This is a genomic window from Streptomyces sp. F001 (genome assembly GCF_004187715.1).
In the GTDB taxonomy this organism is placed as follows: Bacteria; Actinomycetota; Actinomycetes; order Streptomycetales; family Streptomycetaceae; genus Streptomyces; species Streptomyces flavusporus.
The window spans coordinates 524,694-542,994 of sequence record NZ_QZWF01000002.1 but is presented as its reverse complement, the minus strand read 5'-3'; the positions used below and the strand labels follow the sequence as shown (position 1 = coordinate 542,994).

General features: G+C 71.1%; 13 protein-coding genes. All 13 read left to right on the top strand.

Annotated elements, in window-relative coordinates; genetic code table 11:
- The first annotated feature begins 6 nt into the window (after window positions 1-6).
- The 13 genes from StrepF001_RS10130 to StrepF001_RS10070 are packed head-to-tail and all read left to right on the top strand — an operon-like array spanning window position 7 to window position 18,300.
- Window positions 7-1,323 (top strand): nucleotide sugar dehydrogenase, encoded by a 1,317-nt coding sequence (locus tag StrepF001_RS10130; RefSeq protein ID WP_129797965.1) that lies wholly within the window; start codon window positions 7-9, stop codon window positions 1,321-1,323.
- Window positions 1,313-2,578 carry a glycosyltransferase family 4 protein gene (locus StrepF001_RS10125; RefSeq protein ID WP_129797964.1) on the top strand — a complete coding sequence of 422 codons (1,266 nt, stop codon included), beginning with the start codon at window positions 1,313-1,315 and terminating at the stop codon, window positions 2,576-2,578. The genes StrepF001_RS10130 and StrepF001_RS10125 overlap by 11 nt, the downstream gene beginning before the upstream one ends.
- Window positions 2,575-3,942: a Wzz/FepE/Etk N-terminal domain-containing protein gene (locus tag StrepF001_RS10120; protein WP_129797963.1), complete on the top strand. Its 1,368-nt coding sequence runs from the start codon at window positions 2,575-2,577 to the stop codon at window positions 3,940-3,942. The genes StrepF001_RS10125 and StrepF001_RS10120 overlap by 4 nt, the downstream gene beginning before the upstream one ends.
- Entirely contained in the window at window positions 3,939-5,441 is a 1,503-nt protein-coding gene (locus StrepF001_RS10115) for a Wzz/FepE/Etk N-terminal domain-containing protein (protein ID WP_129797962.1), read from the top strand. The genes StrepF001_RS10120 and StrepF001_RS10115 overlap by 4 nt, the downstream gene beginning before the upstream one ends.
- Before the next feature lie 3 nt (window positions 5,442-5,444).
- Window positions 5,445-7,367: an asparagine synthase (glutamine-hydrolyzing) gene (gene asnB / locus StrepF001_RS10110; RefSeq protein ID WP_129797961.1), complete on the top strand. Its 1,923-nt coding sequence runs from the start codon at window positions 5,445-5,447 to the stop codon at window positions 7,365-7,367.
- 18 nt (window positions 7,368-7,385) lie between these two features.
- Window positions 7,386-9,557, top strand: coding sequence for a bi-domain-containing oxidoreductase (locus StrepF001_RS10105; protein WP_129797960.1), 2,172 nt, complete (start codon window positions 7,386-7,388; stop codon window positions 9,555-9,557).
- On the top strand, window positions 9,554-11,512 hold the full coding sequence (locus StrepF001_RS10100; protein WP_129797959.1) for an alginate lyase family protein: 1,959 nt from the start codon (window positions 9,554-9,556) through the stop codon (window positions 11,510-11,512). The genes StrepF001_RS10105 and StrepF001_RS10100 overlap by 4 nt, the downstream gene beginning before the upstream one ends.
- 8 nt (window positions 11,513-11,520) lie before the next feature.
- Window positions 11,521-13,047: a right-handed parallel beta-helix repeat-containing protein gene (locus StrepF001_RS10095; RefSeq protein WP_129797958.1), complete on the top strand. Its 1,527-nt coding sequence runs from the start codon at window positions 11,521-11,523 to the stop codon at window positions 13,045-13,047.
- A gap of 1 nt (window position 13,048) precedes the next feature.
- A complete protein-coding gene (locus StrepF001_RS10090; protein ID WP_129797957.1) occupies window positions 13,049-14,353 on the top strand; it encodes an O-antigen ligase domain-containing protein in 1,305 nt (434 codons plus the stop codon).
- A 2-nt stretch (window positions 14,354-14,355) separates the two neighbouring features.
- A complete protein-coding gene (locus tag StrepF001_RS10085) occupies window positions 14,356-15,600 on the top strand; it encodes a glycosyltransferase (protein ID WP_129797956.1) in 1,245 nt (414 codons plus the stop codon).
- Entirely contained in the window at window positions 15,597-16,832 is a 1,236-nt protein-coding gene (locus StrepF001_RS10080; protein ID WP_129797955.1) for a class I SAM-dependent methyltransferase, read from the top strand. The genes StrepF001_RS10085 and StrepF001_RS10080 overlap by 4 nt, the downstream gene beginning before the upstream one ends.
- On the top strand, window positions 16,829-17,656 hold the full coding sequence (locus StrepF001_RS10075) for a glucose-1-phosphate cytidylyltransferase (protein ID WP_129797954.1): 828 nt from the start codon (window positions 16,829-16,831) through the stop codon (window positions 17,654-17,656). Before StrepF001_RS10080 ends, StrepF001_RS10075 begins: the two co-directional genes overlap by 4 nt.
- The gene (locus StrepF001_RS10070; RefSeq protein WP_129797953.1) at window positions 17,653-18,300 is read left to right on the top strand and encodes a PIG-L deacetylase family protein; all 648 of its coding nucleotides are present in this window, start codon (window positions 17,653-17,655) and stop codon (window positions 18,298-18,300) included. The genes StrepF001_RS10075 and StrepF001_RS10070 overlap by 4 nt, the downstream gene beginning before the upstream one ends.
- The last annotated feature ends 1 nt before the right edge of the window (window position 18,301 follow it).

Here is an 18,301-nt window from a genome sequence, read left to right as displayed (position 1 = left end):
CGGGTCATGAGAGTCAGCGTTTTCGGGCTCGGCTACGTGGGCTGCGTGTCGGCAGCGTGCCTGGCCGGCATGGGGCACGAGGTCATCGGGGTGGACGTGAACCAGGTGAAGGTCGACCTGGTCAACGACGGAAAGGCCCCGGTGGTCGAGGAGCGGATCGGCGAGCTCATCGCCGACGTCGTGCGGACCGGAGCGTTACGCGCCACCGCCGACGTCCGCGAGGCGATCATGGGCAGCGAGGTGTCGCTGGTCTGCGTGGGCACGCCGTCGGAGCCCAACGGCAGCCTGTGCACCACGTACTTGGAGCGGGTCACCGAGGAGATCGGCGCCGCGCTGGCGGAGCGGGGTGGGCGGCACACCGTCGTGTTCCGCAGCACCATGCTCCCGGGCACCTGCCTGAACCTGCTGGTACCGATCCTGGAGAAGTACGTCGGCGGCACTGCCGGGGTGGACATCGGGGTCGCGGTCAACCCGGAGTTCCTGCGCGAGGGCACAAGCGTGCGGGACTTCTTCGACCCGCCCAAGACCGTCATCGGCGAGCTCGACCCGGCAAGCGGCGATGCGGTGATGGCGCTGTACGACGGCTTGCCCGGCGAGGTGTTCCGGGTGCCGGTCCCGACGGCCGAGGCGATCAAGTATGCGGACAACGCGTTCCACGGCCTCAAGATCGGCTTCGCGAACGAGCTGGGCGCGGTGTGCCAGGCGCTCGGGGTGGACTCGCACCAGGTGATGGACGTGTTCCTGGCCGACCGCAAGCTGAACATCAGCCCCGCCTACCTGCGGCCCGGCTTCGCCTTCGGTGGATCCTGCCTGCCCAAGGATCTGCGCAGCCTGGTCCACGCGGCGCAGCGGGCCGACGTCTCGGTGCCCATCCTCGCCCACGTGCTGCCCTCCAACTCCGACCATCTGCAGCGCGCGGTGGAGCTGGTCGAGCGCACCGGCAAGCGCCGGGTGGGAATGTTCGGGCTGTCCTTCAAACCCGGCACCGACGACCTGCGCGAGAGCCCGCTCGTCGAGCTGGCGGAGAGGCTCTTCGGCAAGGGCTACGACCTGCGGATCCACGACGCCAATGTGAGCCTCTCCCGGCTGATCGGCGCGAACCGCGAGTACATCGAGACCCGGCTGCCGCACCTCGCGCAGCTGCTCGCCGATTCCGTCGACGAGGTGCTCGAGCACGCTGAGGTGTGCCTGGTCGGGACCAGGGATCCGGCCGTGCTGTCGGCGCTGCCCCATGGCGAAGAACCGGTGATCGTCGATCTCGTCCACCTTCCCGACGCCGAGGCGCGCCGGACCGAACCGGGGTACATGGGCCTTGCTTGGTAACGCAACCAGCGGCGACGGGTCGAACCGGCGCGCGCTGATCCTGGTGGAGAACCTGTCGGTGCCGTTCGACCGGCGGGTGTGGCAGGAGTGCACGACGCTGCGCGACGCGGGCTGGGAGGTGCACGTCATCTGTCCCCGGGGAGAGAAGCGGGACACGGAGCCGGAGGCGGAGATCGACGGGGTACGGATCCACCGCTACCCGTTGCGCGCGGCCACCGGAGGACCGGCCGGCTACCTGCGGGAGTACGGATCGGCGCTGTGGCATACGGCCCGGCTGGCCCGCAAGGTCGGCCCGGTCGACGTGGTCCACGCCTGCAACCCGCCCGACCTGCTGTTCCTGCCGGCACTGTGGCTGAAGCGGCGCGGCGCGCGGTTCGTCTTCGACCAGCACGACCTGGTACCCGAGCTGTACCTCTCCCGGTTCGACCGCGGCAAGGATCTGCTCTACCGCGCCGTGTGCGCGCTGGAACGGCTGACCTACCGGGCCGCGGACGTCGTGCTCGCCACGAACGAGAGCTATCGGGAGGTCGCGCTGCGCCGTGGCGGTCGGCGGCCGGAGGACGTTTTCGTGGTGCGCAGCGCGCCCGCGGTAGACCGGTTCCAACCGGTGCCGCCCGAGCCGGAGTTGAAGCGCGGCAAGCCTCATCTGCTGTGCTACCTCGGCGTCATGGGCCCTCAGGACGGCGTCGACTACGCCTTGCGGGCCCTCGCGAAGCTGCGCGGCGAGTTCGGGCGGACCGACTGGCATGCGGTGTTCGTCGGCGCCGGCGACGCCTTCGACGCGATGGTGGAGCTGTCCCGGCGGCTCGGGCTCTCCGACCAGGTGCAGTTCACCGGGCGCATTCCGGACGCCGAGCTGGTGCGCTACTTGTCCACCGCGGACGTATGCCTCTCCCCCGACCCGCGCAATCCGCTCAACGACGTGTCGACCATGAACAAGGTCCTGGAGTACATGGCGATGGGCCGGCCGATCGTCTCGTTCGACCTCCGGGAGGCGCGAGTCTCCGCCGGTGACGCCGCCGTCTACGCGCCCGCCAACGACGAGGCCGAATTCGCCGAGCTCATCGCGCTGCTCCTTGACGATCCGGAGAAGCGGGCCCGGATGGGCAAGATCGGCCAGGAGCGGATCGGCGGGCCGCTTTCCTGGCGGAACTCGCAAGCGTCGCTGCTCGCTGCCTACGCCGCCGCCTGCCGTGACCGGACTCCGGTGTCGGCGGACGACCGGGTCCGCACAGGGAAGGGGCAGCGTCGTTGAGCGAGGACACGATACGCCTGGTCACGATCGGGCGGATTTTCCGTCGGCGGTGGCGGCTTCTCGCCGCCCTCGCCCTGGTGGGCGCGCTCGTCGGCTACGGCGCCTCGGTGGTGTTTCCGCCGCGGTACACGACCTCGGCATCGGTGCTGCTGCCGGGGCAGTGGGAAGAGCGCGAGCTGCTGACTCAGGTGGACATCGCGACCAGTTCTACGGTCGTTGACCGCGTGGCCGCCAAGCTTCGCTGGCCGGGCGTCAGCAGCGCCGACCTGCGGGATCAAGTCAGCGCCGAGGCCGCCGACGGGAACATCGTCAAGATCTCGGGTACGGCCGACACCCCGCAGCGCGCGCAGCAGCTCTCCGACCAAGTGGCCCAGCAGTTCGTCACATTCGCCGTGCGGATCGCAGGCGGCAGCGACGACTCCGAAGCGGCTACGGGGCCCGAGGCGTTGCGGAAGAAGGTGGAGGAGACCAACCGTCGCATCACCGAGCTGGCCAATGCGGCCGATCCTGGGAAGACCGTGGAGAGCGTGCAGGCCCGCACCGCGCTCGAGAAGCTGCGCACCTCGCTGGAAGAGGCCATGACGAAGCTGGACCAGGCCGACCCGGCGACCAGCATGGGCGGCATGGTCGTCATGGGGCCGGCGGCCCGGCCGACCGGCGAGGCGGCGCCGACGAGGATGCAACTCATCGTCGCGGGGGCGCTGCTGTTCTTCCTGCTCGCGGTCATCGGCCATCTCGTCGCCGCACGGGTCAATCGCCGACTGCGCACCGAACCGGAGATCGCCGCGGCGCTGGGCTCGGCGCTCCTCGGCACCGTCGACGTACCTGCTGAACGGCCCGCGCACCGGCCGGAAGGCGGTGGCTCACGGGCCTGGATCCGCCGGTTCCTCGGCGTCGACACGCCGTGGGACATACCGACCCCGCAGAGGTCCGTCGACGAGGCCGGCAGGCAGATCCGCTACCGGCGCGTGTGCGCTCGCCTCCGGGACCGGCTGCCGGCCCCCCGGCGGCTGCTGGTTGTCGTACCGGACGGCGACGAGATCGCCCGCCGGGCCGCCGGGCAGCTCGTCGCCGAGGCCGAGAGCGATCCGCTGCTGCGGGTGGTGGAGGTTTCGATGGAGCGGCCGATGGTGCCGGACCGCGACACCGAGTCCGGTGCCCTGGTCGTCCTCAGCGCAGGCAGCTGGACCGCGGAGGAGCTCGCCGGCATCGCCGAGGCGTGTGCGGACGGCGGGCACGAGGTCGTCGGCATCGTCGTCGCCGGCCCGGTCCGGGCCCGTCCGACGCGGCCTGTCGCCCATCCTCCGGATGACGCCACTCCCGCGCTCGCGGTGCACGGCCACGCGACGGGAGGTTCAGCGTGACGACGAGCAAGACTTCGGAGTCGTCGGCCGCCGCTCCGCTCCTTGACCTGCAGGCGCTGGTCGTGACGGTGCGCAGGCGCCGCCGCCTCTGGTGCGCCATGACGCTGCTGGGACTGCTGGCCGGCGCGGCGGTGGCGGTCCTGATGCCGCCGCAGCCGAGCGCGGTGACCAAGGTGCTGGTCGCGCACAAGGAGGACCAGCCGAACGACACCGGAACGCTGATCCGTACCGATGTCGAGCTGCTGCAGACCACGCGGATCGCCGACCAGGCCCTGCAGGCCCTCAAGTCCCCGGAAAAGCCCGAGGACTTCATGCGGGACTACCGGGGCACCGGCCTGACCAACAACGTGTTGCAGATCGATGTGACCGGTGACAGCGACGCGGAAGCGGTGGCCCGGGCCAAGGCGCTGGCCGACGCGTTCGTCGCGGACCACGTGCGGCGGATGCAGGAAACCGCGGAGGCCGAGGCCAAGGTCCTGCTCGACCAACGTGACCGCATGCGGGAGGAACTCGCCGAGGTCAACAAGGAGATCGGAGACCAATCGCCGAGCAGCGACCCGAAAGCGTCGGCGGGCATCGAGTCGCTCTTCTCCCGCCGGGCCGAACTCGACTCGCGGATCGCCGATTTCGACCAGCGCGCCGCGGAGGCGCGCACCGGCACGCCCAAGGTCATCGCCGGCACGCAGATCGTGGACGCCCCGCGCGCGGTGCGGCACTCCCTGCCCAAGGCCGCTGCCACCAACGCCGCGATCGGGCTCGTCCTCGGGCTCGTCCTCGGGCTCGCGCTGGCCGCGGTCGGCACGGTGGTGGCGGACCGCCCCGTGCTGCGCCGGGACATCGCGGCGAACCTGGGCGCCTCGGTCATCGCGGAGCTGCCCCGCCGCTCGGGCCGCCTGTGGCAGCGCCGACGGACCCGGACGGCACGCGAACGGCTCACCGTGTCCCTGGCCCGCACCATGCGCGGCTCCACGGAACCGGTGTCGCTGCTGGAACTGGGCTGTGCGCGCAGCGCGAGCGCGATCGCCCTGAACGTCGCCAGGGCAGTGGCGGCGGACGAGCCAGTGGTCGTCATCGACGGTCTGCCCGGCCCTCAACTCGCCAAGCGCCGCCCGAAGCCAGGAGACCCCACCGTGGTCAGCGGCGAGGGCGTTGCGGCCGTATCGCCTCAGCAGCGCCGGTTCGGCGTCGGCTCGGTTGCGCCCGGCACGGCATGGACCGACCTCCAGTACCTCGGCACCCAGACAGTGCTTGTGGTGCGTGCCGGGCACGGCAGCGCCGCATGGCTGCACACCGTGGCGCGGCAGCTCGCGGACCAGCGCATTCCGGTGATCGGTGTGGTGCTGATCGACCCCGACCCGCGTGACCGGACCGACGGCACGCTGTGGGACGGGCTGCACACCGCGCTGCGCGGCCGGAGCGAGCGACTGCCCCGGCACAACGGGACGGAGCGGCCGTCGTGGGCCATGCGAGTCCCTGACAACGACCAGGAGGCGCGGTAGGACATGTGTGGCATCGCAGGCACTTACCGATGGCCCGACGGGAAGCTGGTGACCGACCGGCTCACCGAAACCCTCGCCCACCGCGGTCCGGACGGGGAGGGCCGGTACGGCCACTCCGTCGGTGACGGCGAAGTGCACCTCGGGCACCGCCGGCTGGCCATCATCGACCTGTCCGAGACCGGCGCCCAGCCGATGGTCTCGGACGGCCTCGCCCTGACGTACAACGGCGAGCTGTACAACGCGCCCGAGCTGCGTGCCGAGCTGGCGGCCGCCGGGGTGCGCTTCCACGGTACCTCCGACACCGAGGTGCTCCTTGAGGCCTGGCGGCGTTGGGGCACCGACTGCCTGCCCCGGCTGCGCGGCATGTTCGCGTTCGGGATCTTCGACGAGCGAACCGGTGAGCTGGTGCTCGTCCGCGACCAGCTCGGCATCAAGCCGCTGTTCCTGCTCCGGCGCGGTGAGGGTCTGGTGTTCGCCTCCGAGCTCAAGGCGCTCGCCGCCGCGACCGGTGGGTCGCTGGAGGTGGACCCTGCGGCGCTGGTGGCCTCGCTTCTTTACTACTGGGTGCCGGACTCGCGCTGCGCGTTCCGCGAGGCGGAGAAGTTGCCGCCGGGGAGCTGGCTCAGGTGCCGGCCCGACGGCCGGGTGGAACGCGGCCGGTACTGGAACCTCCGGGACGTCGCCCACGAGGCCCGCGACAGCGAGCCACCGGACCTCGCCGCCATCGTCGAGGAGTCGACCCGCCGTCACCTGCTCTCCGACGTACCCGTGGCGACCTTCCTCTCCGGCGGCCTCGACTCCAGCTACCTGACCGCGCTCGCGGCCCGCCACCAACCCGGGATCTCCGCTTACACGATCGGGTTCCGCGCCGAGGACGCCAAGTTCGAGGCCATGCCGGACGACCTGCGCTACGCCCGGCAGGTGGCCGAGCGGTTCGGCGTCGACCTGCACGAGATCGAGATCGCTCCGAATGTGCTCGACCTGCTGCCGCACATGACGTATCACCTGGACGAGCCGATCGGTGACCCCGCCGCGATCAACACGTTCCTGATCTGCTCGGCCGCCCGGGAGGCCGGGGTCAAGGTGATGCTCTCGGGGATGGGCGCCGACGAACTGTTCGCGGGGTACCGCAAGCACCTGGCCAACCTGCTCGCGCTGCGCTATCAACGCGTCCCGAGGCCCCTGCGGCGGGGGGTGTCCAGGGCCGTGGACCGGCTGCCGGTCGCCACGTCCCGCCGGGGGTACCGGTCGGTGCGCTTCGCGAAGCGGTTCCTCTCCTTCGCCGATCTGCCGGAGGAGACCGCGTTCCGGCGCAGCTACACCATGTACGACCAGGACGAACTGCTCGCTCTCATCGACCCGGACCTGGCCGGGACGGTCGAGGACGTGCTGACCGAACACGCGGACACCTACCAGGACAACGACCTCGACGACTTCGTCAACCGCATGTGCCTGGGCGACGCCCGGATGTTCCTGCCGGGCCTGAACCTCACGTACACGGACCGCTCGAGCATGGCCGCGTCGACCGAGGTGCGGGTGCCGTACGTGGACGTCGAGGTGGTCAAGGCGGCGTTCGCCGTGCCCGGCGAACGCAAGATCGTCGGACGACAGGGCAAGGCCGTCCTCAAGGAGGCGGCCGGCTCGATCCTGCCCCGAGAGATCGTCTACCGCCCCAAGGGCCTGTTCAGCGCCCCGCTGCGCGCCTGGATGAGCCGGGATCTGGCACCGCTGGTGCGCGAGGTGGTCAACGACGGCGAGCTCGTCCGTTCCGGGTTCCTGCGCCGCGACGCGCTTTTGCGACTCGTCGCCGAGGACGCCGCCGGGCAGCGGGACCACTCCAAGCATCTGTGGCATGTGCTGACCCTCGAGTACTGGTATCGCGACGCGACCTCTGGGTCCGGCCAGCGCACTCGGTCAACGGCTTAGGAAAACAGAGGAGTTCGGGTGAAGCAGGTTGTGCAGAACTACAAGAGCGGCGAGCTGGCGCTGCTCGACGTGCCGGTGCCGGGGTGCAAGCCGGGCGGTGTGCTGGTCCGCAGCACCTACTCGCTGATCTCCACCGGGACCGAGCTCATGAAGGTGTCCGAGGCCGGCATGTCGATGCTGGGCAAGGCCCGCTCCCGGCCGGACCAGGTGGCCAAGGTCATGCAGAGCGTGGCCACCAACGGGGTGCCCGCCACCTACCGCAAGGTGATGGGCAAGCTGGACTCCTACACGCCGCTGGGCTACTCGCTGTGCGGGGTGGTCGAGCAGGTCGGCGCCGGGATCGACGACGTGAAGGCCGGCGACCTGGTGGCCTGCGCCGGCAACGAGCACGCGTTGCACGCCGAGTTGAACTGGGTGCCGAAGAACCTCTACACCCCGGTGCCGGACGGCCTCGCGCCGCGGCACGCGGCCTTCGGCACCGTCGGGTCGATCGCGCTGCAGGGCGTCCGCCAGGGCGAGCCGCAGCTCGGCGACGTGGCACTGGTCATCGGCCTCGGGCTGATCGGGCAGCTGGTGGTGCAGCTCCTCGCCGCCTCGGGAGTCCGCGTCGTCGGGGTCGACCCCGACCCGGTGCGCTGCGAGCTCGCCGAGCGTCTGGGCGCCGCGGCCTGCGGCGATCCCTCGTCCGCGGCCGTGGAAGCCGCCGTCGCCGAACTCACCGGCGGCCTGGGCGTGGACCAGGTGTACCTGGCCGCCGGCGGCGGCAGCAACCAGCCCGTCGAGCTGGCCGCCCGGCTCTGCCGGGACCGCGGCCGGGTCGTCGACATCGGCAAGTGCCGCCTGGACCTGCCGTGGAACGCGTACTACGAGAAAGAACTCGACGTCCGGTTCTCCCGCAGTTACGGCCCCGGGCGCTACGACCCGGAGTACGAGCTCGAGGGGCGGGATTACCCGATCGGCTACGTGCGCTGGACCGAGCGCCGCAACCTGGCGTGCTTCCTCGATCTCCTCGCCCGCGGCCGCGTTGACGTAGAGCCCTTGGTCTCCCACATCGCCGACTTCGACGACGCCGTCGAGACGTACCAGAGCCTGAAGAACGGCGACCTCAAGGCCGTAGCTGTGCTGTTCGAGTACCCCGAGCAGACGGTCGCGGCAAAGGCCCCTGCGGTCGCCGTGCCCGCGGTGAACGTGAAGCCGAGTCCGGCCCGCGCCGCCAAGACGCCGGTGCGCCTTGCGTTCGTCGGCGCGGGCAACTACGCGACGTCGATGCTGCTGCCGCACCTGGCACAGCGCGACGGCGTCGAGTTGTCGACCGTCGTCACCACGACGGCGCTGTCCGCGGCCAACGCGCAGCGGAAGTTCGGCTTCGCCGAGGCGACCACCGACCTCGACGCCGTGCTCGGCGACAAGTCCATCGACGCGGTGTTCGTGGTCACCCGGCACAGCTCGCACGCCGAACTGACGCGCAGGGCACTCCTTGCCGGCAAGACGGTGTTCGTGGAGAAGCCCCTGGCCCTCACCGAGGACGAGCTGGCCGGCGTGCTCGCGGCGGTGGAGGAGTCCGGCAACGACCGGCTGCAGGTGGGCTTCAACCGCCGGTTCGCGCCGCTGCTGCGGGAGGCCAGGGAGCGGTTCGGCGCCCGGACCGGTCCGGCGAGCCTGCGCTACCTGGTCAACGCGGGCCGGCTGCAGCACGGCAGCTGGTACCTCCAACAGGGCAGCGAGGGCTCACGGTTCACCGGCGAGGGCGGACACTTCATCGACACGGCGAGCTGGCTGCTCGACGCCGACCCGGTCTCGGTGTACGCGGTCGCCACGTCCGGCAACGAGGACCTGCAGGTCGTGCTGCGCTACCCGGACGGGTCCACCGCCACCATCAGCTACGTCACCACCGGCCCGGCCGGCTTCCCCAAGGAGACGCTGGACCTGGTCGCGGACGGCCGTGCGCTGCGGCTCGACGACTTCGTCCGTGCCTCGGTGTACGGCCGCAAGCGGTGGGTCAGTTCGCGGCTGCCCAAGGCCCGGGACAAGGGCCAGAACGCCGAGCTGGCCGCGTTCGTCAAGGCCGTGCGGACCGGTGGGCCGATGCCGGTGCCGCTTCAGTCGCTGGTCGCCACCACGGCGGCCACTCTCGCCGTGCAGGCCGGTCTGGCGGCCGGTGCCCCGGTGACGCTGGCGGGGGCGCGATGACCATGAGCGCGGGCTGGTACCTGCGGCGGCTGTCCCGGATGGGACCGCGGGAGGTCGCGGGCCGGGTGGGCGACGCGGTGCGCAGGCGGCGGTGGCGGTCGGCGCGGCCGGACTGCCCGAGCGTGACCGGCGCCCGGTTCACCGCGGTACTGCCCGCCGGGACGATCGCCGCGATACCTCCGGACGCCGCGAAACGTCTCATCGCCGAGGCGGACCGGCTGATGTACGGGCACGCCGAGTACTTCGGGGTGGTCCGCGACGACCTGGCCGACCCGGACTGGTGGTGCGACCCGAAGACCGGGCGCCGGGCCCCCTGGGGCTACGCCTTCGACGTGCCGTACCGGAACGAGGACGCGGTCGGGGACATCAAGCAGATCTGGGAGCTGTCCCGGCATCAGTACCTCACCGTGCTCGCCGCCGCCTACGCGATCACCGGGAACGAGCGGTACGCCGAGCGCGTGGCCGAGCACCTGCGGTCGTGGTGGGCGGCCAACGCTCCGCTGCACGGAGTGCACTGGATCAGCGGCATCGAGCTGGGCATCCGACTGCTGTCCTGGGTGTGGATCCGCCGGCTGCTCGACGGCTGGCCGGGCGCGGCCGGGCTGTTCGAGGGCAACCCGGTGGCGCTGAACCAGATCTGGCACCACCAGCGCTGGCTTGCCGCCTTCCCCAGCCGGGGGTCTTCGGCGAACAACCACGTCATCGCCGAGGCCGCCGGGCAGTTCGCAGCGGCCTGCGCGTTCGGGTGGTTCCCCTCCTCGGCGCGTTGGCGAGCCGACGCGCTGCGGTCGCTGGAGCGGCACCTGCGAAGCAACACCTTCGACTCCGGTCTCAACCGCGAGCTGGCCACCGAGTATCACGGCCTTGTGCTGGAACTCGGCCTGGCCGCGGTGGCCGAGGCGGATGCCGCCGACGTGCCGGTGCCCGCGTCGATCCGGCTGGTGCTGCTGCGGATGACCGACGCGCTCGCGGCCATCGTGGACAGCCGGTTACGGCCGCCGCGCCAGGGCGACGCGGACGACGGGCACGGTCTGGTCGTGGACGGCGCCGGCACCGACCGCTGGGCGTCGCTACTGGCCACCGGAGACGCCGTGTTCGGCCGGCTCGCCTGGTGGCCGACGGTGACCGGCACCGATATGCGCACCCCGCTGCTGGCCGCGCTCATCCGGCCGTACGTGAAAGACGGAACCGCACCGGCCGTGACCCGCCCGGCAAGCCGACCGGCTCATTTCGCCGACGCGGGGCTCACCATCCTGCGCGGTCCGGAAGAGATCTGGTGCCGCTGCGACGGCGGTCCGCACGGCTTCCTGTCCATCGCCGCGCACGCCCACGCGGACGCGCTGTCCGTGGAGGTCCGGCACGACGGGGTCGACGTGCTCGCCGACCCGGGGACGTACTGCTACCACGGGCAGCCCGAATGGCGGCAGTACTTCCGGTCGACCCTCGGCCACAACACCCTGCGGCTGGACGGCGGTGACCAGTCCGTCTCCGGCGGCCCGTTCCTGTGGACCCGGCATGCCCGCAGCCGCATCCTGGCCGCGGACACCTCCGACGAGGGTGTGGCCCGCTGGTGTGCCGAGCACGACGGTTACCAGCGCTCCGTGCACCGCCGCCGGGTGGAGCTGACAGCCGCGAGCCAGGAGCTGAGGGTGGTCGACGAGGTGCGCGGTCCGAACCGGGCCGTGCAGCTGGCGTTCCACCTCGGCCCGGCGATCGCCGCGGACCTCGTGGGGAACCGGGCCGTGCTCACCTGGACCCGGGACGGGGAGGGGCGCTCCGCGGTGCTCGACCTGCCCGGGCAGCTGAGCTGGCGGGCGCATCGCGGCGAGAGCGACCCGCCGCTGGGCTGGTACTCCGCCGGATTCGGGCGCAAGGAACCCACCACCACGCTGGTCGGCACCGGCTTCGCCGACGGCGCGGAGGGCTTCACCACCATGCTCAGGTTCCGCGGCTAGGGGGGCGCGTGGGGATCAAGAGGCGGCACTGGGCGTGGGCGGCGGCACCGCTGACGCTGGCCCTGCTGGCGGCGACCGGCTGTGACAGCACGTCGGACGCCGGGGCAAAGCCGACCGCTGCGCCGTCGTCCACGCCACCCGTGGCCCGGGTGTGCGCCAAGCCCGCGGTCGGGCCGGCGAAGGCGCCGGCGGGCGCGGTGACCGTCGACCCCGCGGTGGTCGGCGACCTGGCAGCGAAGACCGAGAACAGCCCGCCGAACACCACGTTCTGGCTTCGACCGGGCAAGCACCGGCTCGACCCGGACCGCTACGCCCAGGTCATCCCCAAGGAAGGGAACCGCTACCTCGGTGCGCCAGGCGCGGTGCTCGACGGCCGGAAGAAGAACCAGTACGCGTTCGGCGGCAGTGCCCCCAACGTCACCATTCGCCACCTGACCGTGCAGCGTTTCGTCGCGCCGCCGGACGAGGGCGTGGTCAACCATGACTCGGCCGACGGGTGGGTGATCGAGCACGCGACGATCCAGGACAACTCCGGTGCCGGGCTGATGGCCGGTGCCCGCCAGCGGGTCCGCGCCAGCTGTCTGCGCGGCAACGGTCAGTACGGCATGAACGCGTACAAGGCCGGCGGCCGTATCAGCGGCCTGGTGGTCGAGGGCAACGAGATCGTGGGCAACAACACCGACGACTGGGAGCGGCGGCGAGAGGGCTGCGGCTGCACCGGAGGCATCAAGTTCTGGGCCGTCAACGGCGCCGACGTACGCGGCAACTGGGTGCACGACAACCGCGGAACAGGGTTGTGGGCGGATACCAACAACAACGACTTCCGCATCGAGAACAACGTGCTCGAAGCCAACGACGGTGCCGCCCTGATCTACGAGACCAGCTACAACGCGGTCATCCGGAACAACATGATCCGGCGGAACAACTGGGTCGAGGGCCGCAGGGAAGCCGACCGCGGCGACAACTTCCCGTACGCGACGGTCTACCTGTCCGAGTCCGGCGGCGAACCACGGATCAAAGCCCGCACCGACAAGATCGAGATCTACCGGAACGTGCTGGAGAACAACTGGTCCGGGATCACCCTGTGGGAGAACGCCGACCGGTTCTGCAACAGCCCGGCCAACACCTCCTCCGGTGACTGCACGTTGCTGGTGAAGAGGACCGACCGCTGCGCGAGGCCGGCGATCGCCAAGGCACCGCTCTACGCCGACTGCCGGTGGAAGACCCAGCGGGTGGACATCCACGACAACCGCTTCGTGCTGGACAAGTCCGTCGTCAGGTGCACGGAGAAGTGCGACCGCATGGCGGTGCTGGCCAACTACGGCACCTATCCGGACTGGTCGCCGTACCAGGGTGAGCGGGTGGCCGAGGCGATCACCCGCAAGCAGCACAACCGCTGGCACGACAACGTCTACCTCGGGCCATGGAAGTTCGTCGCCCAGGACCCGAGCCGGGTGCTCGGCTTCGGGAAGTGGCAGGGCACGCCGTACCAGCAGGACGCGGGCAGCACCTTCCGTACACGGGCCGGTGGTTGACATGGGCGGAGACCTGCGGCGCGGTGGGCGGCCGGGCGGACCGGACACGGCGGGCACGCGGCCCGATGCCGAACCGCGCCCTGCCGGCACACCGAAGATCGTCGGGATCGTCTGGGGGTTGCTGGTCCTCAACACGCTCGGCTCCGCCGGGGCGAAGACCATCATCCCGCTGCCCCGTTCCCTCATCCAGATGGTCACCATGGGGGCGCTGGCCGCCGCGTTCGCGCTGGCGCTCGCCGTCAATCTCCGGCTGCGCATCCGAGCCAGCGCCTTCGTGTTCCTGCTGACCCTGCTGCTGGTGCCGAGCGTGATCTCCAGCGTGAACCTGGAGTCCGGGTTCGGCGCGCTGTTCCGCTGCGCCCGGCTGGCTCTCTTCGTCGGCACGCTGTGGCTGCTCAGCCGCTGGTGGAACGGCGGCCTGACGTTCGTCCGGCACCACATCCGGATGTACTTCGCGGTGCTCGGATCGGTGGCCGCCGGCCTGGTCATCTCACCGGGCGCGGCCATGCCCGAGCTCTACGGCGGACGCCTTGTCGGCGCGTTGTGGCCGCTCACCCCGCCGCAGATCGGACAGTACGCCGCGGTGATCATCGGGCTCACCGTGCTGCTCGTACTGGGCCGCCGGACCGACAGGGCCGGCGCGGCGGTGGTCATCGTGCCGTCACTCGTCCTGCTCGCGCTGACCCATACCCGGACGGCCACGCTCGGCCTGTTCATCGGGCTGACGTTGGCGATCGGCTCGCTCATCCTGACCAGCGCCGCCGCCCGCCGGTTCTTCACCTGGGCGGTGCTGTGCGCCGCGGTGGCCGCGGTGGGGTTCGGCTCCGCTCTCCAGGCGTGGTTCCTGCGCGGACAGAGCAAGGAGTACTTCACCAGCCTCACCGGTCGGGCCAAGGTCTGGGACGCCCTGCTGGCAGCGCCCCGGACGACCGCGGAGAAGGTGTTCGGCATGGGCCTGGGCGACAAGTCGTTCGGCGGGCTGCCGATCGACAACAGTTGGCTGGCTGTTTACCACGAACAGGGTCTGATCGGCGTCGCCTTGGTGGCGGCGATCATCATCGTGCTGGGCGGCGTCGCGTTGCTGCGGCCACCGTCGCTGTCGAGGGCCTGCGCGATCTTCCTGATCAGCTACTGCGCGATCGCGTCGTACACCGAGGCCGGGCTGGGCGACGCCTCGCCGTATCTGCTGCATCTGGCCGTGGCCGCCTCGCTGCTGGCGGCACCTGCCGCGGCCACTGCCCTCTCGACGCCCGAAGACCCTCGACGACGCATCCCGCGATGGGCCCGGAGATCGGAGGTGACCTGAGCATGCACGTCCTCGTGGTGCACAACCGCTACGCCTCGGCGCAGCCGAGCGGGGAGAACAAGGTCGTCGACCAGGAGGTGGCGCTGCTGCGCGCGGCCGGCCACCGGGTCGAGGTGTTCGAGCGGCGCAGCGACGACATTGCCGCCCGGTCCCTGCTGGGCAAGGCCGCGGTGCCGCTCCTTGTGCCGTGGAACCCGGCGGTCCGCGCGGAGCTCGCCGCTCGGCTGCGCACCGAGCGGCCGGACGTGGTCCACGTCCACAACGTCTTCCCGCTCCTGTCGCCCGCGGTGCTGGCCGCCTGCGCCGACGCCGACGTGCCCGCCGTCGCCACGCTGCACAACTACACCCAGGTCTGCCCGCCCGGCACGCTGCAGCGGGACGGCCGGCCGTGCACCGAGTGCGTCGGATCGGCGGCGCCGCTGCCCGCCGTCCGGCACGGCTGCTACCGGAACTCCCGCCTTGCGACGGTGCCGCTCGCGGTCAGCCTGTCGGTCAACCGGCGGCGGTGGTGGTCCGGCGTGGAGCGGTTCTTCTGCATCTCCGTGGCGCAGCGCGACGTCCTGGTGCGGGCCGGCATGCCGGCCGAGCGGCTGGCGGTGAAGCCCAACTTCGTGCCCGACCCGGGTACTTGTCGAACTGGCGCCGGCGAGCATCTGCTCTATCTCGGCCGGCTCGCGGAGGCCAAGGGCGTGCGGCTGCTCATGGCCGCGTGGGACGAGCTCGCAGCGGACGGCGGTGTGGGCGTGCCGCTCGTGATCGCCGGCGCGGGGCCACTTGAGCGCGAGGTGACCGCCTGGGCGGCGGGCCGGGACGACGTGCGCTACGTCGGCCTGTACGACCCGGCCCAGTGCCGGGAGGCCGTCGCGCGGGCGGTCGCCGTGGTGGCTCCCTCGACGTGGCTGGAGGCGTTCGGCCTGGTGGTCGTGGAGGCGATGGCGGCGGGGGTCCCGGTCGTCGCCGCCGGCCACGGCGCCTTCGTCGAGCTCGTCGAGGACGGGGTCACCGGGCTGCTGCACCAGCCGGGCGAGCCCGCCTCGCTCGCGTCCTGCATACGCCGGATCGCGGCCGAGCCGGCCCGCAACCGGGAGATGGGCCAGGCAGCCCGGCGCCGTTACGAGCAGGGTTTCAGCCCGGCCGTCGGCCTTGAGCGCCTGGTGGAGGAGTACCGCACCGCGATCGCGGGTCGGTCAGTACTGGCTCGCGGCGGGGACACCCGCGCGAGCAGGGGGGATGGGGACAGTAGATGACACGATGCCGACTCTGCGGCTCGGAAGCGATGACGAGCGTCGTCGATCTCGGGGCGACGCCGCCATGTGAGAGCTTTCTCGCCGCGGACCAACTGGACAAGCCGGAGCCGACGTACCCGCTGCACCTGCGGGTCTGCACCGACTGCTGGCTCGCGCAGATTCCTCCGCTGATCACGCCGGAGGAGACGTTCAGCGAGTACGCGTACTTCTCCTCCTACTCGACCTCCTGGGTGGAGCACGCGCGCACGTTCGTCGCCGATGCCGTACAGCGGCTGGGTCTCGGCCCCGACGCCTTCGTGGTCGAGGTCGCGAGCAACGACGGGTACCTGCTGAGGCACGTGGTGGACCGCGGGATCCGCTGCCTCGGCATCGAGCCGTCGGTGAACGTCGGCGCCGCGGCGCGGGACGCGGGTGTGCCCACGCTCACGGAGTTCCTGGACCCGGCCACCGGCGCCGCCGTCCGCGAAGAGCACGGACCGGCAAACCTGGTCGTGGCCAACAACGTGTACGCGCACATCCCCGACGTGGTCGGGTTCACCCAGGGGCTGCGCGCCCTGGTCGCCGACGACGGCTGGGTCTCCATCGAGGTGCAGCACCTGCTGACCCTGATCGAGGAGAACCAGTACGACACGATCTACCACGAGCATTTCCAGTACTACACGGTCGCGTCCGCGACCCGGGCGCTGGCGAGCGGCGGGCTCGCGCTCGTGGACGTCGAGCTGCTGCCCACGCACGGTGGCTCCATCCGGCTGTGGGCCCGGCCGGTCGAGGTGGCAGGCGAGCCGACCCGGCGGGTGGCCGATGTGCTGGCCCGGGAGAAGGCCGCCGGGCTGCAGGAGCTGTCCGGGTACACCGAGTTCTCCGCCCGGGTGGCCAAGGTGCGCCGTGACCTGCTGCAGTTCCTCGTCGAGGCGGCCGAGCGCGGCGAGACGGTCGTCGGCTACGGCGCCCCGGGCAAGGGCAACACCCTCCTCAACCACTGCGGCATCCGGCCGGACCTGCTCCCCTACACGGTGGACCGTAACCCCTACAAGCACGGCAGGTTCACTCCCGGCACCCGCATCCCGATTCTGCCGCCCGAGCAGATAGCTACCGACAAACCGGACTACGTCCTCGTCCTCCCGTGGAATCTGCGGGCCGAGCTGGTCGAGCAGCTGTCCTTCGTGCACGACTGGGGCGGTCGGCTTGTCTTTCCCATCCCGGAACTGAGCATTGTCGAGGTCAAGTCATGAAGGTCGTTCTGTTCTGCGGCGGTTACGGGATGCGGATGCGCAGCGGAGCCGCCGACGACGTGCCCAAACCGATGGCGATGGTCGGCCCGCGGCCGCTGATCTGGCACGTCATGCGCTACTACGCGCACTTCGGGCACACGGAGTTCATCCTGTGTCTCGGGTACGGAGCCCACCACATCAAGGACTTCTTCCTCAACTACGAGGAGACGACGTCCAACGACTTCGTGCTGCGGGGCGGGCAGACCGAGCTGCTGTCCACCGACATCGCCGACTGGACGATCACGTTCGCGCAGACCGGCATCGAGTCACCGATCGGGGAGCGGTTGCGCCGGGTGCGGCACCACCTGGACGGCGACGAGATGTTCCTCGCCAACTACGCCGACGTGCTCACCGACGCCCCGCTGCCGGAGATGATCGACCGGTTCGCCCGGCGCGACGCGGGTGCGTCGATGATGGTGGTGCCGCCGCAGTCGTCGTTCCACTGCGTGGAGTTGGGCGAGGACGGCCTGGTGGGAGGCATCACCGCGGTGAGCGAACTGCCGCTGTGGGAGAACGGCGGCTACTTCGTGCTCCGCCAGGAGGTCTTCGACCACATACCTGAAGGTGGGGACCTGGTCGCTGACGGATGTGCCCAACTGGCCAAGCACGGCCGGTTGGTGGCGTACCAGCACCGCGGTTTCTGGAAGCCGACCGACACCGTGAAGGAGCGGGCCGCGCTCGACGCCGCCTACGCCCGGGGCGACCGCCCGTGGGCCGTGTGGGAAAGGGACGGCGCGGGGGCGGGCGTGACCGGCAGCAGGGACGGCGCCGGAGCGAGGGCGTGATCCGGCTCGGGGCCGGGCGCCTGGACCGGATCGTCGCGGTGGGCGCGCACTGCGACGACATCGCCATCGGCGCCGGCGGCACGCTGCTGACGTTGTGCCGTGCGCGGCCGGGTATCCGTGTCGACGCGCTGGTGCTCTCCGGCGGCGGCAGCGAGCGGGAGCAGGAGGAGCAGGCCGCGCTCGCCGCCTTCTGCCCGGGCGCCGACCTGCGGCTGACCGTGCACAAGCTGCCGGACGGCCGGATGCCCGTGCACTGGGACGAGGCCAAGGCCGCGGTCGAGGAACTGCGCGCGCAGACCGACCCGGATCTGATCCTGGCCCCGCGCACCGATGATGCGCACCAGGATCACCGCGGCCTGGCGCAGCTGATACCCACCGCCTTCCGCGACCACCTCGTGCTCGGCTACGAGATCGTCAAGTGGGACGGCGATCTCGGCCGTCCGGCGGCGTACCAGCCGCTGTCGCCTCAGATCGCCGAACAGAAGGTGCGGCTGCTGCAGGAGCACTACCCCTCGCAGCGGCACCGGCCCTGGTACGACCGGGAGGCCTTCCTCGGCCTTGCGCGGATCCGCGGCATCGAATGCCACGCGCGCTACGCCGAGGCGTTCGCCGTCACCAAACTCACGCTCAACCTGGGGGGTTGAA

Bases quoted from the DNA above. Each gene is read 5' to 3' on its own strand.
- StrepF001_RS10130 (WP_129797965.1), top strand. From the start codon at position 7: ATGAGAGTCAGCGTTTTCGGGCTCGGCTACGTGGGCTGCGTGTCGGCA.
- asnB (WP_129797961.1), top strand. From the start codon at position 5,445: ATGTGTGGCATCGCAGGCACTTACCGATGGCCCGACGGGAAGCTGGTG.
- StrepF001_RS10080 (WP_129797955.1), top strand. From the start codon at position 15,597: ATGACACGATGCCGACTCTGCGGCTCGGAAGCGATGACGAGCGTCGTC.
- StrepF001_RS10100 (WP_129797959.1), top strand. From the start codon at position 9,554: ATGACCATGAGCGCGGGCTGGTACCTGCGGCGGCTGTCCCGGATGGGA.
- StrepF001_RS10085 (WP_129797956.1), top strand. From the start codon at position 14,356: ATGCACGTCCTCGTGGTGCACAACCGCTACGCCTCGGCGCAGCCGAGC.
- StrepF001_RS10090 (WP_129797957.1), top strand. From the start codon at position 13,049: ATGGGCGGAGACCTGCGGCGCGGTGGGCGGCCGGGCGGACCGGACACG.
- StrepF001_RS10075 (WP_129797954.1), top strand. From the start codon at position 16,829: ATGAAGGTCGTTCTGTTCTGCGGCGGTTACGGGATGCGGATGCGCAGC.